Genomic DNA, 23,602 nt, shown 5'->3' on the forward strand with positions numbered 1-23,602 from the left:
TTCCATCGTCAATTTCTTATTCGATAGTAGGACCTCAAAATTGAAAGAGCCAAACCAACGATGAACATGATTGCAAATAAAATCATCGCAGCAGGATAAAGTCCAAACGCATCAATAATAGTTGAACTGTTGTTTTGTAACGTTGGAACGATAAAAAACAGCCATCCAATCAATAAAACAGGAAGCAATTGAGGGATTAATCGAAGGAAAAATCTCCACGTAGGATGTTGTTTTCTCTTTTTCGACCACTCTTTACTTTTCACAACCCCCTTGATTCCCAAGATCAAATATACTATCGTAATAAAGCCAAGGGATAAGTCGAGTATCATCGGTACAGAAGCTTTTATTTCAGGTTCGTTTCCCTCTGTCAATTGGATTATCCCTGAACTAATCTCATAGGCATGTTTCAATGTAGGAGTAAAGCTATTAAGTAAAACGGAAACTGCATAGCCACTACTTGGGACAATGTCTTGTTGAGTTTGATACGTTGATAAGTCACCACTATGTGACTTGCGTGCCGGGTTAACGTTTGGGGAACTTAACTGCCAGCCAAGTCCATATTTTTCACTTCCAGGCTGAGGTGAATAGGACTCTTCCAATAGTTCTTTTGATAGTAATGCTTCACCTTTTTTATTTTTTCCATCGTTCGTGTGCATTGAGAGCCATTTGCCCATGTCAGATGCTGTTGTTACAACTCCTCCTGCCCCCGCAAACATTTGTTCAAGCTCCGTCCATGGAATGGCTGTACCATATGCCGTTACATATCCTTTTGGTAGACCTTGTACAGGATCCCCAGTGTTGATGGCTGTAAGGGAGTCATTCATCTCAAGTGGAGAGAATATCTTTTGCTTAAGAAAATCAGAAAATTCGATACCGCTCACTTTTTCTACTAAGAAGGCTAACATCCAGTAATTCGGATTACTATAAGCAAATTTTTCTCCAGGTTGTGACTGAAGTTGCCAATCTTGTAAACGCTCTACCCCTGCTTTTATAGTATTCGCTGGAGCTACAATAATTGGACTTGGTATCCCTGAAGTGTGACTTAGCAGTTGCCGTACAGTAACTTCTTTCCATCTAGAATCATCCAGTTTGATCTCTGGTAAATATTTCGCAACTGGGTCATCCAATTTAATTTTCCCTTGATCCACCAATTGTAAAACGGCAAAAGCCGTAAAAGATTTGGATGCAGAAGCGATTCTCATTAACGACTTTTCAGTGATCGGTTTTCCTTCAGCATCATGTCCATATCCTTTTTCATAAACTAGTTTACCATCTTTCACAACCACAATAGCTGCACCAGGTAAACGATTTTTCTTAATATATTTACTAACGAATTCATCAATATCATTTGTATTCAACGGTCCAGCAGCTTGAATTGATGAAGGGGTAATCCATAGGCTCCATATTAATATGGTTATTAGAAAAATAAATCCGAGTTTCTTGTACATTGACAATTCTCCATTCTAACTCACTGTTTCTTTGCTGCGTTCCATTCACATATGATAGACAATTGCCCATCATTTAGCTGCCCAGAAATTGTACCATTCATTTTTTCCATAAGACTTTTCGCAATAGACAACCCCAGTCCGGTGCTTTTACCAGAACGCGATTGATCGGCCATATAAAATCGGTCAAACATCTGATTGACATCTTTTTCGGTTAATGAATAGGCAGCATTTTTCACAATCAATCTCGCAATTGAATCTTTTTCTTCAAGGATGATGACGATGTTTCCATCAGAATGGTTCATCGCATTCGCTACTAAATTTTCAATTGTTCTTGTTACGGCTGAATCATCAGAGATAATGAAAACTTCATTTTCAGGTATGTTTATGATTGGTTCCCTATTCTTCTCATTGAAACGGTCATAAAAGCTCATTAATACATCAATCGTAATCTCCTTAAGATTGATTCTTTCAGATTTCAACTGATGATCTGTAGATTCTATAACGCTTAGCTCAAAGAATTCCTTTAACAATGTTTCTAATCTTTTTGCTCGGTTGTTTGCAATCGAGATTAATTCGTTCTTTTCAGCTTCAGTAATATCATCATCTTCAGCCATCTGGATGTATCCTAGAATAGAAGTTAATGGTGTTCGTAAATCATGAGACATGTTGGCAACAGCTTGTTTGTGCTCTTCTTCAAAACGTATCCTCTTTTGATGCTCTATCACATATAAATCGATGAGTTTATTAATATCCACACCTAAATTTTCTATGTCATAATCAATAAGGGCGATGTCCACCTTTTTGTCTGTCAATCGGTTGTTATATTTCTGCAACTGTTTACTGATTTTCTTTATTTCTTTTTTCATTAAAAATAAACGAGTGAGCAAGCCCATTGTGATTATTGATAAAGTTATTACTATATAAAACAATGCTCTCACCCGCTCACCTGAAATTATTTAATTTCTTTTCGGTTAATCATAAAAACACCACATGAAATAAATACAACAAATGAAATGACACCGATGAGAATCGATACTATCAATTCACCACTCGTCATGGTATATTTGAACGCCTCATTAAATTGATAAAAGAATGTGTTCTCATAAAACAACTTGATAACTGGCTGCGTAATAAACTTCTCGATTGCAAACATCACAATCGCGAGTAATAGCGTAATAATTATCGTTTTCCCACTATCCTCTGTCGCAATTGCAATGGTGAGTACAATCGCTGTAAAACTTAAAAATTGGAGGGAAAATAAACCGTATGCTCTAGCTAAATACATGAGGTTTGTTACGCTTAATAAATCCCCTAAACCAAATAAAAAAACTAGAATAATTGCAGTTATGAATGGGATTAAAATTGTAATGATGAAGGAACCGAGCGAAAATACAATGTACTTTGCCATAAAAATATTCGTTCTTTTATTTCCACTCATCATCTGATTTTTGATGACACCACTTTGGTTTAACTCCGTAGAAATAAAAAAACCAGCTAACGTACTAACAAGTAAGTTAAAGAATAGAAGGACAATAAATGGAGATAAACCATTAAATTCACTTATACCAGCCTTCTCAAATTCAGTTCCTGATAATAGCCACCAATCCATTAATATCAGGCAATGTAACAATGCACTTAATCCAGTGACGGAACTTACTAATACCCAAAAGGTTTTATTCCGAGTTAATTTATAGAATTCAGCCTTCAGCAAATTCGTCATGCTCTACACCTCCAACAAGCTTTGAAAAATAACTTTCGAGACTGTCACCTGTTTGTGAGAGATGTTCGATCACTAGACCATTATTTGTTAACGCGAGTGATACCTTTCGCATATCTTCAAACTGACTATATAGCTTAATCGTCCCATCCTGCATAACCTCAAAATCTGTTGTGAATAGATTCTTCTCAAGTACCGTTGCTCCTAAGGTTGGATCATCAACTTTGATTCGCAAATGTTGTCTGAATTTTTCATCCAGCTCTTTTGATGTGAGTTCCTCTAATAGTTTCCCTTTATGGATAATGCCAAACTTTGTTGCAAGTTGGTGGAGTTCACTTAATATATGGCTTGAGATTAAGACGGTAAGGCCTTTTTCACGATTTAATTTTTTTATTAATTCCCTCAGCTCAACAATTCCCATTGGGTCCAAACCATTTGTTGGTTCATCGAGTATAATGAATTCCGGATCACTCAATAAGGCAATACCTAGACCAAGTCTTTGCTTCATTCCAAGTGAAAAATTTTTCGTCTTTTTCTTGCCTGTATCCGAAAGGCCAACGAGTTCAAGTGTTTTATCAATACAGTCTTTTCCTGGAATACCCTTTTGTAGCCTATGAACTTCCAAATTTTCACGCGCGGTCATATTGAGAAAAAGAGCTGGGTTTTCGATAATCCCCCCCAATCTTTTCTGTTCTTCGTGAAACTCTTTAGGATTTTTGTTTCCGAATAGTTCGATTGTTCCGCTTGTTGGAAAGATAAGGCCAGTTACCAAACGTAGAAATGTCGACTTACCTGCACCATTTTGACCTATAAATCCATATATTTCGCTTTTTTTAATCGTGATATTGATATTTTCAATAGCGAAATCATGTTTATATTTTTTAGAAAGATTTTCAGTTCTTAAAATGTATTCACTCATATGAACAACCTCCTTCGTACAACATTCAGTATAGCGGGTAAATTGTAAGAAACTCTTAAGATAAACCTTAAGAAAAGTTTAAGATTTTAAGCGATACCCCATACCCCAAATAGTTTCAATATACTCTTCATTTGGATTTGCCTTAGCGAGCTTGTTCCTTAAGTTACTCATATGTACATTCACTGTATTATCATCACGGTGGAAAGCTTCATTCCATATACTTGAAAAAAGATTTGATTTTGAGAAGATTTTATTAGGAGATGACATGAGAAGACATAGGATTGCATACTCACGGACAGTCAATGTTACCTTTTTTCCATTTACGACTACTATTTTTGCATCGGTATCTATCTGAATATCTTTATGTATCAACAGATTACTTATGGGAGTTTCCTTGTTTTGTTTGAACCTTCTTAACAGTGCATCTATACGTGCCGATACTTCTTCAACATCAAAAGGCTTCGTTATAAAATCATCCGCACCAGTACGTAAACAATCAATTTTTGTCTGCTGTACGTCCTTTGCAGAAATAATAATGACTGGAGTTGTTCCCATTGAGGTGATTTTTTCAAGAAGCTCTTCCCCAGACAATCCTGGAAGCATTAAATCTAACAAAACTAAATCCCATTTCTGTTTTTCCAAATAGATCAGCGCCTCTGTTCCTGAATAGACAGGTTGAGACAAGTAATTGCTTTTTTTAATAATTCTGCATAGTAATTGATTTATATCATTATCATCTTCTATGACTAAAATGTTTATTTGTTGGTCCACTTTTATTCTCCCTTTCGTGCTTAGCTTCAAAATTCCAACTAAAATGAAATTGAAGGCACACATCATCCTTTATGTATTTATTTTTAGTTTACCCCAATAACTCAATAGAAGAAAATCATGGTAGAATGGAACAAATTAAACCAAAAAGTTCACTAGGTAAATAAAGGAGAATCATTAGCATGACTGAATTAAAAGATTGGAAAAATGGCGCTAAGGGGCGAAAATTCATTTCCTCTTTTAGTGGAGGAAAAGATAGTGTTCTAGCTTTGTATAAAGCGTCCCAAGTAGGCGAAGCAGTTGGACTCATTGTAATGATGGAGGAAGAAGGCAAACGCTCGAGATCACATGGAATGCCACCGGAACTAATTCATGCCCAAGCAAATTCTATCGGATTACCAGTATATACGGCTGCAGCAAGCTGGACAGATTATGAAAAAGAATACATAAAACTATTAGAGACTGCTAAAGCGCACGGTGCAGAAGTGTTAGTGACTGGAGACCTGGATATGCCTGAACATGGCTGCTGGCATGAGAAGGTTACAAATAAAGTTGAATTAAAGCTCGGGATGCCATTATGGGAAATGAATCACCGTGAAGCGGTGGAAGACTTCATCAATCTTGGATTTGTGACGATGATTGTGACTGTAAATTTATCGTTAGGGATGAGCGAAGAAGATTTAGGTCGCACTTTAACTCGCGATTACATAAATGAGCTTGAAGCGCGTGGAATTGATCCATGTGGAGAAGGCGGCGAATTTCATACTACAGTTATTGATGGACCGATTTTTAACCATCCAATTGCGGTTCAAAAATGTGATATTGTAAGGGATGGAGAATATGCGTTTTTACCGTTAGAGCTGAAACAAACTGCAGATATTTAATTGTTATTAGGCATCGAAAAAAGTATTCACACTCTACTCTGGATACATATTCAAATATTTTTTGCCTGGGCACCTATAAAGGGTGTCTTTTCTATTTGGATCCAATATTATCTCTTTGTCTTTTTCATTTATCATAAAAAGTTCTACTAATATTGTTAACACATATAAATACATTTCCACTATAAGTACTATCACATACTAAATCACTTTTATGCTACACTAACGTTATATCAAAATAATTAATGTGGTTTAGTTAGGAGCTTAGTGATGAAAAAAACAATCATAGTAGTAACGCAATTATTATTTCTTTGGCTCTTAAATGAATTGGGGTATTTTTTAGTTTCAAGCTTTGACTTACCCATTCCTGGAAGTGTCATCGGGATGATTATTTTATTCTTGCTGTTGATTACAGGGGTAGTAAAATTAACATGGATTGACGATGCATCGTCGTTATTGATAAAACACTTAGCTTTTTTCTTTATTCCGATTGCTGTTGGATTAATGAATTTTGGAGCTTTATTTTTAAAAAGTGGGCTGTCATTTCTAGTTGTTATGATTGGAAGTATTGTGGTTGGAATACTTGTTACAGGAGTTGTATCACAAGGATTAGTGATTAAAAAAGGTGGTGCAGAAGATGGTCGTATTCGTCACACTGCTTAGTATTGCGATTACAGTTGGAGCGTATCTTCTCTCAAAAGTTGCAGGAAAAAGATACCCTTCTCCTTTAACAACTCCAGTATTTTTTAGTACAACATTGATCATTATCCTCTTATTAATACTTGACATCAACTATGATGAATACACGCCCGCCAAGGAGATAATGACCTTCCTATTAGGGCCAGCAACCGTTGCTTTAGCGGTTCCTTTATATAAAAATCGAGCTATTATTCAAAAACATAGTATACCTGCGATATTAGGTTTAGTTTTTGGAACGTTGTCAACCATCATTTCTGCTGTTATTTTAGCAAAATTATTAAATTTATCTCATGAAATCATTGCTTCAAGTAGTGTAAAGTCAGTGACTGTGCCAGTAGCTGTAGAGGTTTCGTCGATCATTGGTGGTGATCCTGCTCTAACTGCAGCATTCGTGGTTGCAACTGGTATTTTAGGGACCATTTTAGGTCCATGGTTAATGAACGTCACGCGGATTACTAATCCGCTTTCAAGAGGACTAGCACTTGGAACGATTTCTCATGGTCAAGGTACTGCCCAAGCTGCCACTGAAGGTGAACTTCAAGGTGCAATTGCTGGAGTTGCTATGGGGCTCTCAGCTATCTTTACAGCAATCATTGCACCGATTATTGTGCCGTTCTTTTTATAAATGTGGATAATAAATGCTTGGAAAGATGTAAAATTTTTATTTCAAAGGAATGGGAATAGATAGCACAATTCCCATTCCTATAGTACTAAAACGGTACCGCGTTTACCACGATCAAATAATCAAAATCCATTCTCCACCAACCATTTCATAATACTCTCTTCTCTTTCCTTAATATCGTCATGCTCCGCATCGTGCTTTTGCATTTTTTTTTGCGCAACGATATTTCCATCTACCATAAACAATACTCTTTCGGTTTTGGCCGCTACCTTTGCATCATGGGTTACGAGCATGATGGTTGTCCCTTTTTTATTAATGTCAGAAAGTAGTGACATAATTTCTTCAGTTGATTTTGAATCTAAAGCTCCAGTCGGCTCGTCCCCAAAAATGATATCGGGATCATTAATCAGAGCTCTACAGATGCCGACCCGCTGCAACTGTCCGCCAGAGGCTTGGGTAATCTGGTTATCTGCAAGTTTTTCTATTCCAGTAATTTCTAAGAGCTTTTTTGCCTTTTGATGGACCGCTTCTTTATCGGTGCCTTTTTCAATCAGCGCGGGAAACATGACATTATCAATAACTGATAGATTTTTTAATAGATTAATATCTTGAAAAATAAATCCCATGTGCTTCAGACGAAGCTTCGCCAGGTCCTCTTCTTTCATCGTACCAATTTCCTGATTCTTGAATCTTACACTCCCTGATGAAATCCGATCCATCCCACTCGCATTATATAATAGCGTTGACTTCCCGCTTCCGGACGGCCCCATGACTGAGACGAACTCACCATTTTCTATGTCTAAATTCACATCTTTTAAAATATGAAGCTCATTGTCTTCTGCTAATATTACCTTTTTGTTCATGCTTCTTGCCTCTAGAATAGGACACACAACGTTCCCTCCCCTACGTTTTAGCTTCGTAAAACTACCGATATATCATCTTTCACTGTTACGTTACAGCACACAGAAATCGTGATTCCAACAACCACTATCAGCGCTAACGGACATAAAAACCAAGTTTGCCAAGCGTTATTGACAAATTCGATTTTGGCCGCTCCCATAAAGGACATTGCCATACTCACAAGAAACTCGCCAATATAATCTGATGCCAGCACTCCAAGAAAGATTCCCATTATCAACACCATCATAGTCCCCGCCAAATATTGATTTTTTATATCCTTTGATGTTAATCCAACACTCCTCATGATGGCAATCTGGGACATGTCCTTTGACAATAACATCTTAAGGAATAATGCTGTTATCAATGCCACAATGATGAGAGAAATCATCATTCCTCCGATAACTACTGCATTCATCTGATTAATGAGGTTTCCAAGAGTCTGTTGTGTATATTCTGCGATATCATTTACTTGAGCAGATTCATATGTCTGTCGGTAATAGTCCATTTTCTCACCCTTATCAACTCCCGGGGCCACATCTAAGCTAACGATATACCAAAGTACTGCTTCTTCGTTTACACCAAAGCTTGTATCAGCCTTAGCTGTTTTTCCGCCATTGGTAATGTCTTGATATATACCGGAAACCTTCAGAGTTTTCTCGGTCCCGCCAACTTTTACAATAACATCATCACCGACCTGCTTGTTTAATCCATCTGTTGAAGCATTCGCATGGGAAAGTGAGATTTCACCTTCATGCTTCGGTGCACTTCCTTCAAGATACTTTAATGGGAAAATAGAAAAGTCTCCAGTTTCAATATAGATATAATCCCAAGCATCTTCTGTATTTTTAACTTGGTAAGAGCATGTAACGTAAGCTGCGTGTTTGGCTATGTCTTTATCGTTCTTTAAGTCTTCCTGTAACTGTTTGAAATCTTCCGTTATGCTATCCGTCTTACGTAAATCAATTCTCATGTCGCTTTTTCCGATACCCATATATGTAGAAAATTCCGGTGATTTCATCGTGTTATACATATTTAAAGGCATAACTACAATAAACGTACAGACGATATATATAATCAGCACGAGACCGTATATTTTAGAACGCTTCCCAACGTCCCGAAGTCCCATGTATATATTGGTGCTAAATATTTTGTTTCTAAGTAGTGAAAATCTGTATTTTCGGCGTTTGCCTCGGTCTAGGACATCCGTGCGTAATGCTTCAACCGCTGAAATTTTATCAATTTTTTTCATTACTCTCTTACAGTCCAAAACAATCATGGCATATACAACTAATGGAGCAATAAGTGATATGCCATACTTTAAGTTTCCAGATACATCTGATGATAAATACAGTCTCATATTACTATTAAACTGATATACAACTGCGAAAGAAAGCAAATAACCAATGATTCCAGCTACCACTGACATCAATCTGTATTTATTGAGGTAAACCTTCTTAATATTTTTTCTCGAAATTCCGATTGCCTTCATGACTCCGATTTCTTTAATATCCTCATCAATCGTCGCAAGAAAAGTAAGTCTAATACAGAACGCTGCGATCATTACTAGCAGTAGACTGATCAGAATAATCACGATGGCAACTGCCACATCAGACATCGCATTAAAAATCATAAACAATTTTCCTGTGACAGTAGGACCATTTGCTGGAAGACCTGCATCTATGTATGCTGTCTGGACCGTTTGAGAATCTCCATTTTCTTTCAGTTTAAATTCTATTAAATACTCAAGTTCTCCAACATGGTTCTCACGCATCTCATCATAATCCGGGTTACTTAATACAAACCGTTTCGATGAAGTAAGCGACGAGTTCATTTCGTAGTCTCGTGCATAATCTGAAATAACAAACTCTTTTTTATATCTTCCTTGGTGCACCGTTATGGTATCACCAATTTTCATGTCATACTCTTCCATAAAATAAATAGGAACTGCCACTTCCCCTTTTTTTACATCAAGCTTTTCATTATTCAGGTCCAAAATAAAATCAAACTTCTTATTCTGCATAACAAAAGAAATATCTTGAACAGTACCAGCCATCGTTTCGTTTTGACCAAAATGGATATTCATTCCTTCAAAATTAATAAGCTCCATCGTCTCCTGTTGGGCAATGTTCTCCTTTTGGCCTTCAGCAAATCGGTCGATGGCTACCTGATCATATTCTCCACTATGCATCACGGTAATGTCGGCTGGAACTGCACTTTTTTGAAGGTCTGATATTGACTGAATCAAGTTGGAAATGACATTTGTTGCGCTAGCGCCTAAAAGAACAGCCATAGTCAAGAATACAAACACGGTCAAAGTAATGATTTTCTTCCGTTTACAATCATTCATTACGATTTTTAAAAACATGATTGTTCCTCCTTTCTAAAGTATGTTGACAATTCTCCTATAAAAAAACAAAAAAACTTCTCACTTCCTGCAGTAAAATCTCGGTGAGGGCCCCATTAACCCAATCCCATAAGCAGACAGTGACAAGCTATATCGCATCATCAAACATATTAAATAAATCCCTGGTCGGCTCTATTATAGCAAACACCCTCGAAAATAAAAAACGTAAACAAGCTAATTCTCAAAAACCGTCTACTTTGGTGGGATAAAGTGTATCTTTATTGCCGACTCTATATTCGTAAATGGTGTGATTCGCTGCTATTCATTACTCTAACACGCTATATTCCGTTCTAGATGGTGTGATTCGCTGCTATTCATTACTCTAACACGATAATTTGCGTTCTAGATGGTGTGATTATTAGCTATTCATTACTCTAACATGCTATTTTCCGTTCTAGATGGTGTGATTCGCTGCTATTCATTACTCTATCATGCTATTTTCCGTTTTAGATGGTGTGATTCGCTGCTATTCATTACTCTATCATGCTAATTTCCGTTTTAGATGGTGTGATTATTAGCTATTCATTACTCTAACATGCTAATTTCCGTTTTAGATGGTGTGATTCGCTGCTATTCATTACTCTATCATGCTATTTTCCGTTCTAGATGGTGTGATTCTCATTCTATCTCTCCTTTGTTTAAACACACTCACTATTTTAAATTGGACAGAAAAGGCTGGGACAGAACTAAATTGTCCGCTATAAAACCGAATGATTTTTATGTAGGTATGAGAAATAAGCGGAGAATTTCCCGTTATTGAATGTAAGGGGGCTAATTGAGGTGAAATAAGAGTAGAATTTCCGCTTAACTACTCACATAAAGACAAAATCCAGTGATTTTTATGAAATAAGCGGAAAAACTCCTTTTATTCTTAGCGAAATATGGACATTTCCCAAAATAAGCGGAATTCTTCCGCTTATTTTCAAACACAAGTAAATCAACATTCGGGTTAACAGACCCACATGCCAAAATTTTGCATTTCAAGGTAATGCACAGTTATTTCAGGGTAATGTTTTTTGTAAAAAATAAAAAAATCGAACTATTAGGAAATTCAGAGTTAGAATTTCGCATCATAGTTCGATTTTTTAGCTGAAATACTTATGTCCCAGCCCCCTTATTTAAACAATTTCTTTATAAGCTTAAAAATATCAAAAGTTGTTCGGTTGTACACTTTGTTATAGGCATATTTCTTTGGGTTCCGGAGCCAACCATAGCCTCTTGGCATTTTTAATCCGGCACGATGAACGATTTGTCGTTTAATACTTGTTCGAGCTGAAATTCTTTTCTTCAAACTTGGCTTTCTCATTCCAAACTTCATAACAAGCACTCCTTACTAATTTAAATAAACAATTTAACTGACTACATTAAACTGATCCATTTCCATCCCTTTTTTGATTGCTTCTTCTGCGCAAAGTAATACGGATTGAATGCCGTTTTCATATGTGGTTGCAAAGGGCTTGTTTATTTCTTTGCAGATTTTTACAGTTTGGATCGAAGCAGCGTGGCTTGTTTCACCAATTATGATTACAATAACATCTGCGCGATTAATAGAGGGGCATAAGCGCTTTTCTCCTTCATTGCCCGTGATGGTTTCTAGTTCAAAGTTTAAAGAATTGAAAGCATCTGCATAATCTGCATGCCTGCTCTCCCCTCCTACCACTAATACTTTTTTATTTTTAAATAAATGGAGATTTACAGGGTATTGCCTTTCATTTTTTTCATCAGCAGGTCCTTTGTGACATTTAGCATGGGATAAAAGTCGTTTTTGTTCCAATGTTTGTTCATGCGGTTCCTCTATCTCATGCTTATATATCACCTTCATTTTCATAGGGTTCTCTTTGTAATAGGCGATATCGATTATGTCACCCTCGTGTAAATGATAGATATCCACATCCTTTTCTCGAATAATGAACGTATATGGAACTTCATCTAATTTTATCATTCTACCTTGGCTAGTCTTTACAACAAGTTCCCCTACTTCTTTTTCCACGTTGCAAAATCTAAGTTCAACTCGGCTTTTGTTGGTCTGATTGCTTTTCTTCTCGACGACAAACCGATAGGATTTATGGTCCTGTGGTCCCTTTTCAGATACGACTCGGACCAAATCTCCATCATCCGCATTCATATCGCGGACCATCTTTTCAGGAATAATATACCCTTCATCAAGTTCAGGAATGACACCTCCACGAAGTTTCCTCTCAAATCGATAGACCGTGCCAATGATAGAATTTGCATCTTGCTCTTGCTCTAAGGATTCAGCTGATTTTTCCTCTATGTCTTCCTCATTGTGTTGGATTGCAGTTTTATCTTCGGTGGGTAGATTAGTGGTTTTTTCATCTTGATTTTTTACATTGTGGTGATTCTCAAAGGGGAGAGTGTCTAACGCTTGTAGAAAAGAAAAAAAAGTAGTGATTTCTGCCTGTTTCTTTTCTAAATTTTCAAAATTTAATAGTTCTAATTTTTCCTGTATCTCTTCTTTAATTACACTTAATATCTCATTTTTTCTTCTCATGCTTTTTCAGCTCCTTTTTTTCGCTCCTCCTTTAACCTAAACACTTAAATCGTTTTCCTTACTCTATCTTTAGTATAAACAACTTTGGATAGAATTTCCTGTTTCAAACCTATCAAACATAATGTATTAGAAAAAGACGATGGTTTCATCGCCTTTTTTCTATTGTTATTTTATTATTAATTACAGTTCTATTTTGGCAGCTTCATAGCCTGAATCAAAGTTTGCGTATTTAGATCCCATAGCTCAATCTGTCCCTGTCCATAAAGTGCGATTGAACATGAACCATCCTTTGGGATTGTCGTACTTCCTGGGTTGAGTACAATAACACCGTCCTGTTCTTTTAATACCTTAACATGGGTATGTCCAGAAACAACCACATGGCAACTCAGTTCTTTCGCCCTTCGAATTCTTTCTTCTTCCGTTTCTTCATACCCGTGAACAAGATAAAATCGGTATCCATCACAAGTAACTACTTTTGATTTTGTTGAAAGGTCTTTGTTAAGTACCATCTCATCCACGTCTGCATCACAATTTCCACGAACATAGGTAATGTCGATCCGATGCTTTAGAACTTCAATTAATTTTTTCGGATTATACGTTGCCGGAATGTCATTTCGTGGACCGTGATAAAGCACATCTCCAATATGGCAAATTTGTTCACAATCCCGAAGCATTTCTAGAGCTTGGATTGTATTTTCATATCCTCCATGAGTATCACTTAAAAACCCTAATCTCATTTGATGATTCCCTCACAATCAGCATAGGTACATACCTGTTTTTCACATTCATAATAATCCTAATTTTTATAGTTAAAACCTACTGAATTGTTAATCATTATATTGGATATTATATAGCAGATATTAGATAAGGAGGTATTTTAATTGTATATATCGATTGACGATTTCATAAGAGAATGGAATTCGGAAGGAATCCTGACGCAAAACATACTAGATGGCCTAACAAATGAATCATTACAACAGCAAGTATATCAGGAGGGGCGCACTCTAGGAAGGATAGCGTGGCACTTAATTACCAGCATCCCGGAATATTTAAATCATTTTGGGTTGAAGCTTGATGAAGTGGAAGATGCCAATCGTGTCCCTGATTCTGCTAAAGAAATTGCTGGAACTTTTAGACGTGTATGTTCTTCTGCAGCACATACCATTAAACAACAATGGACTGACGCTTCTTTAGAGAACGTGCAAAATGCCTTTGGGAGAGAAGAAACAAATGCGCAAATATTAATGGGACTAATAAAACATATTGTACATCATCGCGGGCAAATAACTGTGCTAATGCGTCAAGCAGGGATAAAACCAGCTGGGGTTTATGGTCCTCCAAAAGAGGATTGGATTCATTTGGGGGTAGAAAATCCACCACTGTAAAAAATCATATTTCTTCAAAAAAATAAAGAAGGATTCTTCCAATGGATTTACCATAGAAGAATCCTCTTTTTGTTTCCTTACCCCATAACAAGGCGCAATAATCCAAATTCCACAATTGCTCCCACCATGACCCAAATGATAGCAGGTTTAAGGATAGGTGTTAATTCTCCGTTATGACTCAAATGCTCTTTATATGGTTTGGTTAGTAATACCAAATAAAGATAATAAAACAATAAACAAGCAAATTTATACAAATAGCGAATTACCTGCGCCTTAATAAGTAGCGTACCTTGGAAAACTAAGCCAAACGCCCAAAATTTTGCAGTCAAAAGAATTAATCCAAGCGCAATTAGTGAATAGCTGTATTTTTTTGGAATTTTAAACCAATTTGCATTTTGTGTGCCCATTACCATCATCGGAATGACGCCACCTATAAACCCGATAAAAAAGAACTGATAAATATTATACGTTTTTGATTCCTTCGAACTCTGGTTTCCAGATAGTTGATAAGCATTACTCGTTTCGTTCAATCTAAGCTGCCCCCTTCAAATCAACATAGTTATCTTTATCGTGCCACGAAATTCAACAAAAATCGATATATTATTCCAAAAAAATAATGACAATCTATTATTAACATAAAAAAGCAATGAGTATAATCCCAATCGATCACTCTCATTGCTTAGTTCATCATTTTTATCTAAAAAACACTTTATCAATATTATACTTTGATTTTAGTTCGTTAATAATATATGTTTCATAAATCTCTCTATGGACAGGATCATCGATGATACAGACAGCTATTTTAGCTACTTCATCTCTGTGCATTTTAATTGGAGAAACAGAATCCTCAAAATGCTTTTTAATTCTTGGTCTTAATTTTCTAGCTTTTCCAACGAATAATAGTTCTTTTTTATCATTATAAAACATCATAATGCCACCCTTATCCCTAGGGATTAGGTGAAAATCAGTAAATCCATAAACATTACTTTGCTCCGGATTTTTTTGTTTTGTAATGGTCACATCTGGTTTAGGAATCGTTATGTTAATCATTAAAACTCACTTCCTCATATTGTACTGCAATACATGCTATCACAATTCTGATGATATTGCGAATCAGGAACAGAAATCATTGTCGGTATACACACAGTTCACAATGATAGCCCCCAAACAATTATGCTAAAATTAATATATCAATTTTTCAGGTGATGAGGGATTATATGTATAAAATTATGATGATTGAGGACGACGTAAAGATACGTAAAATAGTCGCAGAAACACTAAAGAAATGGCAGTACGAAGTGGTGGAGGTGACCGAATTTGATCAGGTAATGATTGAATTTGAGCAATCCGAGCCACATCTTATTCTATTAGATATTAATCTCCCAGTATTTGATGGTTATTATTGGTGCCGGCAAATCCGCACGGTGTCTAAAGTTCCAATTATTTTTCTTTCCTCTAGAAATCAAAATATGGATATCATTATGGCAATTAATATGGGTGGGGATGATTTTATCCAAAAGCCATTTGACTTGGACATCCTTGTCGCTAAAATCAGCGCCTTAATTCGCCGCAAATATACATATGAGGAAGCTGAAAATATTCATTTCAACCACCGCGGCCTGAAATTAAACGTCACAAATTCAACAATTGAATACAACGGACAAACTACGGAATTGAGTCGAAATGAGTTTGTTTTATTACAATTCATGATGAGAAAGGTCGGGAAAATTGTTGCGCGTGAGGACTTGATGCAAGCTCTTTGGAATGAAGAGCAGTTCATCGATGATAATACTTTAACCGTAAACGTCAATCGAATGCGCCGGAAAATAACTGCCCTGGGACTCGAGGACTTCATCATTACTCGTAAAGGAATGGGGTATATAATCGAATGACCTTCCTTCGATTTCTTCATTATAAAAAGCAGTATATATATTTGTATTTAACCTGCTTCTTCATTTCTGCTGTAGTTTTTTTCACCGATAGCAGTGGTAGCATGTCTTGGAGCACGTTCTTCTACACCTTCTCTCTTGTTTCAATCGTGTTAATCGGATTTTTGATTTTTCGCTATCAAGAGCAGTTGCGGGTTATCCGGCAGATGGAAAGTCAGGATTATGACAGCTTGTCATTGGAAGGTGAATTCGCAAAATCGTATATTGAGGAGCTAAAACGGGACCATATACGTGAAAGAAATCAAATTCAAAACAAACAAAAAGATCATTATGATTTTATCATATCTTGGTTCCATGAAATAAAAACTCCGATTGCCGTACTTCGCCTACTGCAGCAAACGGACATGGACGCAAATAGTTTAAGGGAAGAGATTGCTAAGATTGAGAATTATGTAGATCAAGCTCTTTATTACGCCAAACTCGATAGTTTTAACCAAGATTATGATATCCAACAATGTGATATTGTCAAAATTACTAAGGAGATTATTAAGTCTCACTCAAAAACTTTTTTCTCGAAAAATTTACGGATTGAACTTCTGGCAGAGACGCTTGAGGTTCAAAGCGACCCAAAATGGCTTCTGTTTATTATCAATCAACTTATGACCAATAGTTTAAAATATACTGATGTTGGTGGAGTCATTACCATTTCAAGTTCTGAAACACCTCAAGAAAAACAGCTTTTATTTCGCGATAACGGAATCGGTATTAGTCAAAAGGATTTACCGAGAATTTTTAACCGTGGTTTCACAGGGGAAACAGGACGCACCTTTACGAAGTCGACTGGAATGGGTTTATATTTGGCTCAACAGTTAAGTAACAAATTAGGTCACTACATTAGTTGTACATCGGTTATTGAGGAGTTCACTCAGTTTATTATTCATTTTCCTAAAGACAGTGATCCGTATTTAAAACTGCAAAAACACGATGAGTAAGAGAACTCATCGTGCATTTTTTTCATTGATAATTTTGAAATAAATAGATGTGGATGATACGTAAAAAATGATATAAGTTAACACATACATTCCCATGACTGAAAAAATAATCGTCGTTAAGGAAGGCAAGTCTTTTATTAATGAAATAACAGTATAGTATAAAAGAAACCAGCTATGTAACAATCCTAAGATTAATGGTGGTAAGAATACGAATAGTAATTGTTTTCGGATTATCTTCTTCATTTCTTTATCTTCAACACCCATTTTTCGTAGAATCGCATAGTTTTCTCTCTCTTCAGTTGCTTCGCGCAACTGTTTGAAGTATATGACACTTCCTAAAGCAAACAAAGCAATGACTGCGTAAAACGCAACCGAGAACAATAACAAGGATGATGACTCAGTATCTAAAGAATACATATCGATAAAAGCTGAATAATATGCTCCCTCATTTTCCATCACAATGTCATATACTTTTCGAGACACATCATTGGATGTTTTCGGATCTTCAATTTGATAGATTTCATACGATGATACTTCTTGTGTTTCCTTTAAGTTTGCAAAAGCTTCATCGGAAATAATCAGTACAGAAGGCTGGGGTTTTGTATTACCACCAGGACTTGTCGGAATACTCAACAACGGATATCGTATTTTTTCTACTATACGGAATGTACTGTTTTCTAATACGGTCATTTCCGGCTGAGGACTTTTATATCGATATGGTTCATCTATTCCCCTTGATAAAACAATTGCTTCGTCAGCCTCAACATCTACCTTTTTACCTACTCCACGTAAATCAACAACTGCATTTAATTGCGATTCTGGAAAGAGGTAAAACTCCTCGGTGTAGTATTCGGGGTGACTATAAACCATATTTCTACTTTCAATATTTTTAGTTTGGATCCCCGTAATCGTTTCATGAGCAATAATTGGGTGTGAGTCATTGATTATTTGTTCAATTTGTTTTTGAGCTTCAACATCCTGTGTTGAAAATGCTAAATGGTTTGGAAATTCTTTTTTGACAACATCCGCTTTCACCGCATAATCAACAGCAATAAAACCTACTGCAAAGATGACAATTGCACTTATAAGGGAATTAAACGTAAAGTTTACAGTATTTCCTCGAATCGAAAACCGCAGCGAGGAAATCCATAACAACTTATCACCCATAAAGTAGTTCTTGCTTTTACACATTCTTTGTAAAATCCAACCGGAAAACTGGCGAAAAAATAAATATGTTCCAACTATCAATGTCAGTGTTGTTGCGGCAAAAGTTTCTTTAAAATGTTCCTTCCAAATAGCGGTATCTCCACCTAAAGTAATCATGTAGTAGGATGCTCCGATTAGAACAAGAGACAAAAATGCCAATCCAAAAGAAAATTTGAGTGGTTTGTCCATTTTTGCTTTTGCATGAAACAATTCAACTAGCTGGACACGACGGACGCTAATATAGCTTTGAAAAGTGATAATGATGATTAATAAAGCAAATAACAGAATAGTTGAGACAATTGCTTCTAATGGAAATGCAAAAGAAATGTCTTCTTTGTAATGCATTAAATTCATTAACACCCTACCGAAAAACTTCGATAATAATCCACCGATTAATATTCCGCTGGATACAGCAATGGCACTTAAAAATAGCGTTTCAAAAAAGACCATTGTTGCGACTTGCACTTCTTTCATTCCGTAAAGTAAATACATACCAAATTCTTTTTTCCGTTGCTTCATGAAAAATGAGTTAGCATACAGGATAAAAAACACTATAAACAAGAAGACGATTATCGAGGCAATGAAAATTACCGTTTTGTAGTTTTCTTTATTTTGAATAGCTGCTACTACATCTTCATTAAACATTAATCCAGAAAAGGTAAAGTAAATGACAACCCCAACAAGCATCGAAATAAAGTAAATGGTATACAAACGGAAATTCCGTTTCATATTCCTCCATGATAAATCAATTAGGTTCATCGTCGGTTGCCCCCTATGGCACTTTGAATCGTCAGGATTTTATCAAAGAATTCCTTTTCCGATTGTTCTCCTTTGTACAATTCATTGACGATTTTTCCATCACGGAGAAAAATGACACGCTTACTATAACTAGCTGCATAGGGATCATGAGTAATCATTAAAACCGTTGTATTAAATGTTTGATTGAGTAATTGCATTTGTTCCAACAATTGAGTAGCTGAGCGGGAATCAAGTGCCCCTGTCGGTTCATCGGCAAATACTATCGCTGGATTCGTAATCATTGCCCGAGCTGCTGCCGTACGTTGTTTCTGACCACCAGATATTTCTGATGGATATTGGTGTAGAATTGATTCAATATTTAACGCTTCAATTACTTTCGTTAATCGTTGCTCCATTTCAGAAATTGGTGTTTTTTGCAACGAAAGTGGTAATAGAATATTTTCCTTCACCGTTAAAGTATCGAGAAGATTATAATCTTGAAAGATAAAGCCCATTCGTTTTTGGCGGAACTCCCGCAAAGCTTTCTTTTTCATATCTAACAGGGATTTCCCCTCAATCCAAACTTCTCCACCATCAAAGCTATCTATGGTTGATAAAGTGTTCATTAAAGTCGTCTTCCCTGATCCAGACGGCCCCATAATCGTAGTGAATTCACCTTCTTCAATGGACATATCAATATTTTTTAACACTTGCATTTTTCCGTAGGATTTAGATAGGTTTTTTGTTTGAATCATAATCATTTTAGTTTCGACCTCCTTCACCACCTTACTATACCGATTAATTTTCCGCTCAACCATCGATGTAGAAACATCTAATGTGACAATTTTGTCATATAGGAAAAAATAATAAGGAACAACAAAAACAGGACAGGCTATGTATTATCCTGTCCTGTTTATAAAAGTAAAATTTGACATAATCTAATGTGGAAAATATAATTCAATCCTTTTTCTAAAATTATTGCTTTGTAAAATAAAGTAATCTTGATAATCATTATCCCTTAAGAGATAGGGATAATCCTTAAATGTAATAATTAACACATTGTTACTTCTTTTTATAAAAGAAAGATTTTCTATCGATACCTCCAATGAATCAAATTCAAATCCATCTCGCTTCCATAAAAAGTCTTCTTCATCATAATAGTTGAGAACAACCTGACGATTTTGATAATGACTTAGATTGAATAAGTCCATTGTTTTTTCCCCCATACTATCCCCCCTAGTATTATTTTATATTTATCATTAGTTTGGAAAATTGATATAAATCAATTCATTCAAAAGTGCAATCAATTGACTCATATTCAATATAAAATACCAGGAAACAATATAAGGATTGATTCCTGGCATTTTGAGATATCTATCAATTAAGTCGTTGCTTTGGTTTAGTTCTAAACCTATTAATTTCTGTTTGGTTTTCCTTTTGCCATTCCTGTTCCTCCAGTAGTCCTAGCCAACAATTCTTTTACTTCATTATACGAAAGTCCAGACTCTGCATTTAATCTTTTTACTTCATCAATATTTGTACCAACAATAGTATATTGAGTATCAATCTGATTTCTCTTCTCTGTCATAAAATACCCCCTATTCGTTGATATATTTTCACCTAAATTAGGGTTTAATATTCTAGCCAAAATCGGTTAAGATTCATGTATAGTTGTACCCATAATAAAAAGACATTCCCTTAAGAATGTCTAATTTATTGAAGTAGTAGACAAAGAGAATCCGGAGAATGTGGTTTGATTTAATCGAGCAAAACTATTTGTTGTTTTTGTAATTATTATTTTTTTCTGCTTCCTGACGATTTTTCTTATCTTTCCATTGCTCAAAATTCAGCCCACCCCTGTCAGGGGCGTTTAGGTAACGGATATATTCAGTAGTTAATTGAAAAAACACTTCAACCACCTCCATTGTCTTACTATCAATGTATGCGCTTACATATACTTTGTTGAGTTCATTTGCACGTAAGTTTCGAGGCTATTTGAGCTATTCGAGCGAAAAAAAGGACGCTATCGATACCGTCGACTGCGTCCTTTAATGCTGCTTTATATAATACTAAAACTTAGAATGATAGTTTTCGATTTCCCATGAAGAAATTGCGATACGGTAGCGATCCCATTCGGATTTTTTCAAAGCTACAAATTCTGTGTAAACGTGCTCACCAAGAGTTTTTGCACCGATTTCTCCTGCTTCTAATTCCTTAATTGCTTCTTCTAGGCTACCAGGTAGGTTCGTAATTCCTTTGAATGCTCTTTCTTCATCATCCATATGGAAGATATCTTCATTTACTGGAGCTGGAGCTTCAAGTTCCTTTTCGATTCCATCTAAACCAGCAGCTGCAATTACTGCAAAAGTTAGGTATGGATTAGCTGCTGGGTCTGGACAACGTAACTCTACACGAGTTGCAAGACCTTTTTTCGCTGGAATGCGGATAAGAGCTGAACGGTTAGAAGCAGACCAAGCTAAGTATACTGGAGCTTCATAGCCAGGTACTAAACGCTTATAAGAGTTTACTAGTGGATTTGTTACAGCTGTAAAACTCTTTACATTTTCTAGTACTCCTGCGATAAATTGGTAAGCTTCTTTAGATAATTGTAATTCATCACTAGGGTCAAAAAATGCATTTTCGTTTCCTTTGAAAAATGACATATTTACGTGCATACCAGAACCATTTATTCCAAATACAGGCTTCGGCATAAAGGTTGCATGCAGACCAAATTTTTTCGCAATAGTCTTAACTACCCATTTGTAAGTAGTTGAACGATCAGCAGCTGTTAATGCATCACCGTATTTGAAGTTAATTTCATGCTGTCCTTCAGCAACTTCATGATGAGATGCTTCGATTGTGAAGCCCATTGCTTTTAAAGCACGGTAGATTTCTAAACGAACACGTTCACCAAGATCATGTGGCGATGGCTCGAAATAGCCTGCTTTATCAGCAAGTTCTTGTGTTGTGTATCCATTGTCATCATTTTTAAAAAGGAAGAATTCTAGCTCAGGTCCAACAGAAATGGTATAGCCTTTATCTGCCGCACGTTCCACAGTCTTCTTAAGAACATTTCTAGTATCTCCCTCATAAGGTGTCCCATCTGGATTAGCGACAGAGCAAAGGAAACGAGCCTCTGAATATCCAGCTTCAACAGTCCAAGGAAGAACAGCAAAAGTGCTTAAGTCAGGCTGAAGATATAAATCTGATTTGTTAATTGGCGAAAAACCTGTAATGGATGAACCATCGAACATCATTTTACCTTCAACAACGTCTTCTAATTGTTCAACAGTTACAGTTACATGCTTTAAGATTCCTTCGATATCAACAAATTGCAAATGTAGTAATTCAACGCTTTTTTCGTTAATAGTTTGCTTGATTTGATCTAAAGCAGTTGTTGATGCAGATAAATTCGAAACAGCCATGTTATATTACCTCACATTTTTATGTTATATTTTATTACATCAGTTATTCAATAATTAGATTATAGTTAATTCTACATAGTTTGACAACTATTTTTTTAAACTTTTTTCTGAATATTTATACTTGATTTTTTATAATTAATACGTTTTCCCGTATCTTTATACAAAATGATGCAAAAAAACGACATCCCCTTGGTTAGAATGCCGTTTGTACGTTTATTTTTTTAGAATGATGGATACTTTATCTATTGCTTGTTGAAGCTTTTTACTATTGTCTTCGTATAGTCGCTTTGAATCTGTATTTTCTGTTGCTAGCGCAAACGACTCTAAGTCCGCTTGACATTTTTTCATGATAGAAAGGATTAAAGGTCGACCTTGAGGAGCTACAACTTGCAATTTATCGTCATAGAGGTCTATTGTTAATTCTCCATAAGAATTTACCTGCCCGAGAAACACATTTTCAAGGGTAACATCTAATTTTTCTAGTTCTGTATGTAGCCATGACCGACTGTAACCTATTGTATTTAAAGGTTCATCACATATTTCTCCATCCATAATGACTGTTTGAGGCTCTTTGATTGAAGCAACCTTGAGATCTATATCCTTTGCTGTAAGTGGTTGTTTCTCCTTCTTTAACATTACGGATAAATCTCCCGTAGCTTCTAAAATCGCAAATTCCACATCTGCTAACTGAAAGACATCTTTTTTTCGAAGCAACTCTAATAACTCATCAGTAGTATATCTTTCTTTTTTTAAATTATCTTCCATGATTTTGCCGTCTTTAATGAAAACTGTCGCTTTGCCCTCGACAAAATTGCGAAAAGCTTTACTCTTTAATGAAAGCAAACCAGAGAAAAATGGAATTGCAGCAAAAACTAAAATGGCAATAATGCCGTGTAAAAAACTCCGTTCAAGCCCCACAGCAACTTCTGCACCAATACTTCCTATGGAAATACCTGTAACGTATTCAAAAAAGGATAATTCCGAGATCTGCTTTTTCCCTAATATCTTTGTAATTAATAATAAAATGACAACAAAAAAGATTGATCGGACTACTATATCAAGACTATCTGGCACTACTCAAACCTCCTACAACCAAA

The 23,602-nt window shown here is 35.9% G+C and carries 25 protein-coding genes; 6 read left to right on the forward strand and 19 right to left on the reverse strand.

The window, feature by feature from the left end:
* Positions 1 to 8 precede the first annotated feature (8 nt).
* From FXW34_RS16725 to FXW34_RS16745, 5 genes are all read right to left on the reverse strand, one after another.
* On the reverse strand, positions 9 to 1,448 hold the full coding sequence (locus FXW34_RS16725) for a serine hydrolase domain-containing protein (protein WP_147535195.1): 1,440 nt from the start codon (positions 1,446 to 1,448) through the stop codon (positions 9 to 11).
* A 20-nt stretch (positions 1,449 to 1,468) separates the two neighbouring features.
* A complete protein-coding gene (locus tag FXW34_RS16730) occupies positions 1,469 to 2,377 on the reverse strand; it encodes a sensor histidine kinase (protein WP_246141133.1) in 909 nt (302 codons plus the stop codon).
* Positions 2,378 to 2,400: 23 nt separating this feature from the next.
* A complete protein-coding gene (locus tag FXW34_RS16735; RefSeq protein ID WP_147535196.1) occupies positions 2,401 to 3,168 on the reverse strand; it encodes an ABC transporter permease in 768 nt (255 codons plus the stop codon).
* On the reverse strand, positions 3,146 to 4,084 hold the full coding sequence (locus FXW34_RS16740; RefSeq protein WP_147535197.1) for an ABC transporter ATP-binding protein: 939 nt from the start codon (positions 4,082 to 4,084) through the stop codon (positions 3,146 to 3,148). The genes FXW34_RS16735 and FXW34_RS16740 overlap by 23 nt, the downstream gene beginning before the upstream one ends.
* 78 nt (positions 4,085 to 4,162) lie before the next feature.
* Positions 4,163 to 4,855, reverse strand: a complete 693-nt coding sequence (locus FXW34_RS16745; protein WP_147535198.1) for a response regulator transcription factor — start codon at positions 4,853 to 4,855, stop codon at positions 4,163 to 4,165.
* A gap of 179 nt (positions 4,856 to 5,034) precedes the next feature.
* On the opposite strand from FXW34_RS16745, the gene FXW34_RS16750 reads away from it, so the two are divergent.
* From FXW34_RS16750 to FXW34_RS16760, 3 genes are all read left to right on the forward strand, one after another.
* Positions 5,035 to 5,736 (forward strand): Dph6-related ATP pyrophosphatase, encoded by a 702-nt coding sequence (locus tag FXW34_RS16750; protein WP_147535199.1) that lies wholly within the window; start codon positions 5,035 to 5,037, stop codon positions 5,734 to 5,736.
* 267 nt (positions 5,737 to 6,003) lie between these two features.
* Positions 6,004 to 6,396, forward strand: coding sequence for a CidA/LrgA family protein (locus FXW34_RS16755; protein WP_147535200.1), 393 nt, complete (start codon positions 6,004 to 6,006; stop codon positions 6,394 to 6,396).
* Entirely contained in the window at positions 6,371 to 7,057 is a 687-nt protein-coding gene (locus tag FXW34_RS16760) for an LrgB family protein (protein WP_147535201.1), read from the forward strand. Before FXW34_RS16755 ends, FXW34_RS16760 begins: the two co-directional genes overlap by 26 nt.
* Positions 7,058 to 7,176: 119 nt before the next feature.
* Here FXW34_RS16760 and FXW34_RS16765 read toward each other — a convergent pair whose 3' ends face one another.
* From FXW34_RS16765 to yfcE, 5 genes are all read right to left on the reverse strand, one after another.
* Positions 7,177 to 7,944, reverse strand: coding sequence for an ABC transporter ATP-binding protein (locus FXW34_RS16765; protein WP_147535202.1), 768 nt, complete (start codon positions 7,942 to 7,944; stop codon positions 7,177 to 7,179).
* Positions 7,945 to 7,964: 20 nt separating this feature from the next.
* Positions 7,965 to 10,319 (reverse strand): ABC transporter permease, encoded by a 2,355-nt coding sequence (locus FXW34_RS16770; protein WP_147535203.1) that lies wholly within the window; start codon positions 10,317 to 10,319, stop codon positions 7,965 to 7,967.
* Between the two features lie 1,153 nt (positions 10,320 to 11,472).
* Positions 11,473 to 11,676 carry a hypothetical protein gene (locus tag FXW34_RS16775; protein ID WP_066082746.1) on the reverse strand — a complete coding sequence of 68 codons (204 nt, stop codon included), beginning with the start codon at positions 11,674 to 11,676 and terminating at the stop codon, positions 11,473 to 11,475.
* Positions 11,677 to 11,709: 33 nt separating this feature from the next.
* Positions 11,710 to 12,870, reverse strand: coding sequence for a DUF2325 domain-containing protein (locus FXW34_RS16780; protein WP_147535204.1), 1,161 nt, complete (start codon positions 12,868 to 12,870; stop codon positions 11,710 to 11,712).
* Between the two features lie 188 nt (positions 12,871 to 13,058).
* Positions 13,059 to 13,607, reverse strand: coding sequence for a phosphodiesterase (gene yfcE, locus FXW34_RS16785; protein ID WP_147535205.1), 549 nt, complete (start codon positions 13,605 to 13,607; stop codon positions 13,059 to 13,061).
* Positions 13,608 to 13,751: 144 nt separating this feature from the next.
* Between yfcE and FXW34_RS16790 the strand changes: the two genes are divergently transcribed.
* Positions 13,752 to 14,255 (forward strand): DinB family protein, encoded by a 504-nt coding sequence (locus FXW34_RS16790; RefSeq protein WP_147535206.1) that lies wholly within the window; start codon positions 13,752 to 13,754, stop codon positions 14,253 to 14,255.
* 77 nt (positions 14,256 to 14,332) lie between these two features.
* Here FXW34_RS16790 and FXW34_RS16795 read toward each other — a convergent pair whose 3' ends face one another.
* Entirely contained in the window at positions 14,333 to 14,785 is a 453-nt protein-coding gene (locus tag FXW34_RS16795) for a hypothetical protein (protein ID WP_147535207.1), read from the reverse strand.
* Positions 14,786 to 14,948: 163 nt separating this feature from the next.
* Positions 14,949 to 15,305: a nucleotide excision repair endonuclease gene (locus FXW34_RS16800; RefSeq protein WP_147535208.1), complete on the reverse strand. Its 357-nt coding sequence runs from the start codon at positions 15,303 to 15,305 to the stop codon at positions 14,949 to 14,951.
* Positions 15,306 to 15,472: 167 nt separating this feature from the next.
* Between FXW34_RS16800 and FXW34_RS16805 the strand changes: the two genes are divergently transcribed.
* Positions 15,473 to 16,147 carry a response regulator transcription factor gene (locus FXW34_RS16805; protein ID WP_147535209.1) on the forward strand — a complete coding sequence of 225 codons (675 nt, stop codon included), beginning with the start codon at positions 15,473 to 15,475 and terminating at the stop codon, positions 16,145 to 16,147.
* A gap of 101 nt (positions 16,148 to 16,248) precedes the next feature.
* Complete coding sequence (locus FXW34_RS16810; RefSeq protein WP_246141136.1) at positions 16,249 to 17,136, forward strand: sensor histidine kinase; 888 nt, start codon at positions 16,249 to 16,251, stop codon at positions 17,134 to 17,136.
* Between the two features lie 6 nt (positions 17,137 to 17,142).
* Here the strand turns inward: FXW34_RS16810 and FXW34_RS16815 are convergent, their stop codons facing one another.
* The 7 genes from FXW34_RS16815 to FXW34_RS16840 all read right to left on the reverse strand — a co-directional run bounded on the left by FXW34_RS16815 (position 17,143) and on the right by FXW34_RS16840 (position 23,579).
* On the reverse strand, positions 17,143 to 19,101 hold the full coding sequence (locus FXW34_RS16815; protein ID WP_147535211.1) for an ABC transporter permease: 1,959 nt from the start codon (positions 19,099 to 19,101) through the stop codon (positions 17,143 to 17,145).
* Positions 19,098 to 19,841, reverse strand: coding sequence for an ABC transporter ATP-binding protein (locus tag FXW34_RS16820; RefSeq protein WP_147535212.1), 744 nt, complete (start codon positions 19,839 to 19,841; stop codon positions 19,098 to 19,100). Before FXW34_RS16820 ends, FXW34_RS16815 begins: the two co-directional genes overlap by 4 nt.
* Positions 19,842 to 20,018: 177 nt before the next feature.
* Positions 20,019 to 20,306 (reverse strand): hypothetical protein, encoded by a 288-nt coding sequence (locus FXW34_RS16825; protein WP_147535213.1) that lies wholly within the window; start codon positions 20,304 to 20,306, stop codon positions 20,019 to 20,021.
* 188 nt (positions 20,307 to 20,494) lie between these two features.
* The gene (locus tag FXW34_RS16830) at positions 20,495 to 20,668 is read right to left on the reverse strand and encodes a gamma-type small acid-soluble spore protein (protein ID WP_147535214.1); all 174 of its coding nucleotides are present in this window, start codon (positions 20,666 to 20,668) and stop codon (positions 20,495 to 20,497) included.
* Between the two features lie 184 nt (positions 20,669 to 20,852).
* Positions 20,853 to 20,990, reverse strand: a complete 138-nt coding sequence (locus FXW34_RS23025) for a hypothetical protein (protein WP_187118999.1) — start codon at positions 20,988 to 20,990, stop codon at positions 20,853 to 20,855.
* A 159-nt stretch (positions 20,991 to 21,149) separates the two neighbouring features.
* Positions 21,150 to 22,505 (reverse strand): type I glutamate--ammonia ligase, encoded by a 1,356-nt coding sequence (gene glnA / locus FXW34_RS16835; RefSeq protein WP_147535215.1) that lies wholly within the window; start codon positions 22,503 to 22,505, stop codon positions 21,150 to 21,152.
* A gap of 213 nt (positions 22,506 to 22,718) precedes the next feature.
* Complete coding sequence (locus FXW34_RS16840; RefSeq protein ID WP_147535216.1) at positions 22,719 to 23,579, reverse strand: DUF421 domain-containing protein; 861 nt, start codon at positions 23,577 to 23,579, stop codon at positions 22,719 to 22,721.
* Positions 23,580 to 23,602 lie beyond the last annotated feature (23 nt).

This window comes from Bacillus marasmi, assembly GCF_902168435.1.
Taxonomy (GTDB): Bacteria; Bacillota; Bacilli; order Bacillales; family Cytobacillaceae; genus Bacillus_BU; species Bacillus_BU marasmi.

What these genes read in the sequence shown, in the direction of transcription:
- FXW34_RS16725 (WP_147535195.1), bottom strand. Translation starts at nt 1,448, where the DNA reads ATGTACAAGAAACTCGGATTTATTTTTCTAATAACCATATTAATATGG.
- FXW34_RS16735 (WP_147535196.1), bottom strand. Translation starts at nt 3,168, where the DNA reads ATGACGAATTTGCTGAAGGCTGAATTCTATAAATTAACTCGGAATAAA.
- FXW34_RS16740 (WP_147535197.1), bottom strand. Translation starts at nt 4,084, where the DNA reads ATGAGTGAATACATTTTAAGAACTGAAAATCTTTCTAAAAAATATAAA.
- FXW34_RS16750 (WP_147535199.1), top strand. Translation starts at nt 5,035, where the DNA reads ATGACTGAATTAAAAGATTGGAAAAATGGCGCTAAGGGGCGAAAATTC.
- FXW34_RS16755 (WP_147535200.1), top strand. Translation starts at nt 6,004, where the DNA reads ATGAAAAAAACAATCATAGTAGTAACGCAATTATTATTTCTTTGGCTC.
- FXW34_RS16760 (WP_147535201.1), top strand. Translation starts at nt 6,371, where the DNA reads ATGGTCGTATTCGTCACACTGCTTAGTATTGCGATTACAGTTGGAGCG.
- FXW34_RS16770 (WP_147535203.1), bottom strand. Translation starts at nt 10,319, where the DNA reads ATGTTTTTAAAAATCGTAATGAATGATTGTAAACGGAAGAAAATCATT.
- FXW34_RS16775 (WP_066082746.1), bottom strand. Translation starts at nt 11,676, where the DNA reads ATGAAGTTTGGAATGAGAAAGCCAAGTTTGAAGAAAAGAATTTCAGCT.
- FXW34_RS16780 (WP_147535204.1), bottom strand. Translation starts at nt 12,870, where the DNA reads ATGAGAAGAAAAAATGAGATATTAAGTGTAATTAAAGAAGAGATACAG.
- yfcE (WP_147535205.1), bottom strand. Translation starts at nt 13,607, where the DNA reads ATGAGATTAGGGTTTTTAAGTGATACTCATGGAGGATATGAAAATACA.
- FXW34_RS16800 (WP_147535208.1), bottom strand. Translation starts at nt 15,305, where the DNA reads ATGATTAACATAACGATTCCTAAACCAGATGTGACCATTACAAAACAA.
- FXW34_RS16805 (WP_147535209.1), top strand. Translation starts at nt 15,473, where the DNA reads ATGTATAAAATTATGATGATTGAGGACGACGTAAAGATACGTAAAATA.
- FXW34_RS16810 (WP_246141136.1), top strand. Translation starts at nt 16,249, where the DNA reads ATGTCTTGGAGCACGTTCTTCTACACCTTCTCTCTTGTTTCAATCGTG.
- FXW34_RS16815 (WP_147535211.1), bottom strand. Translation starts at nt 19,101, where the DNA reads ATGAACCTAATTGATTTATCATGGAGGAATATGAAACGGAATTTCCGT.
- FXW34_RS16820 (WP_147535212.1), bottom strand. Translation starts at nt 19,841, where the DNA reads ATGATTATGATTCAAACAAAAAACCTATCTAAATCCTACGGAAAAATG.
- FXW34_RS16825 (WP_147535213.1), bottom strand. Translation starts at nt 20,306, where the DNA reads ATGGGGGAAAAAACAATGGACTTATTCAATCTAAGTCATTATCAAAAT.
- FXW34_RS16830 (WP_147535214.1), bottom strand. Translation starts at nt 20,668, where the DNA reads ATGACAGAGAAGAGAAATCAGATTGATACTCAATATACTATTGTTGGT.
- glnA (WP_147535215.1), bottom strand. Translation starts at nt 22,505, where the DNA reads ATGGCTGTTTCGAATTTATCTGCATCAACAACTGCTTTAGATCAAATC.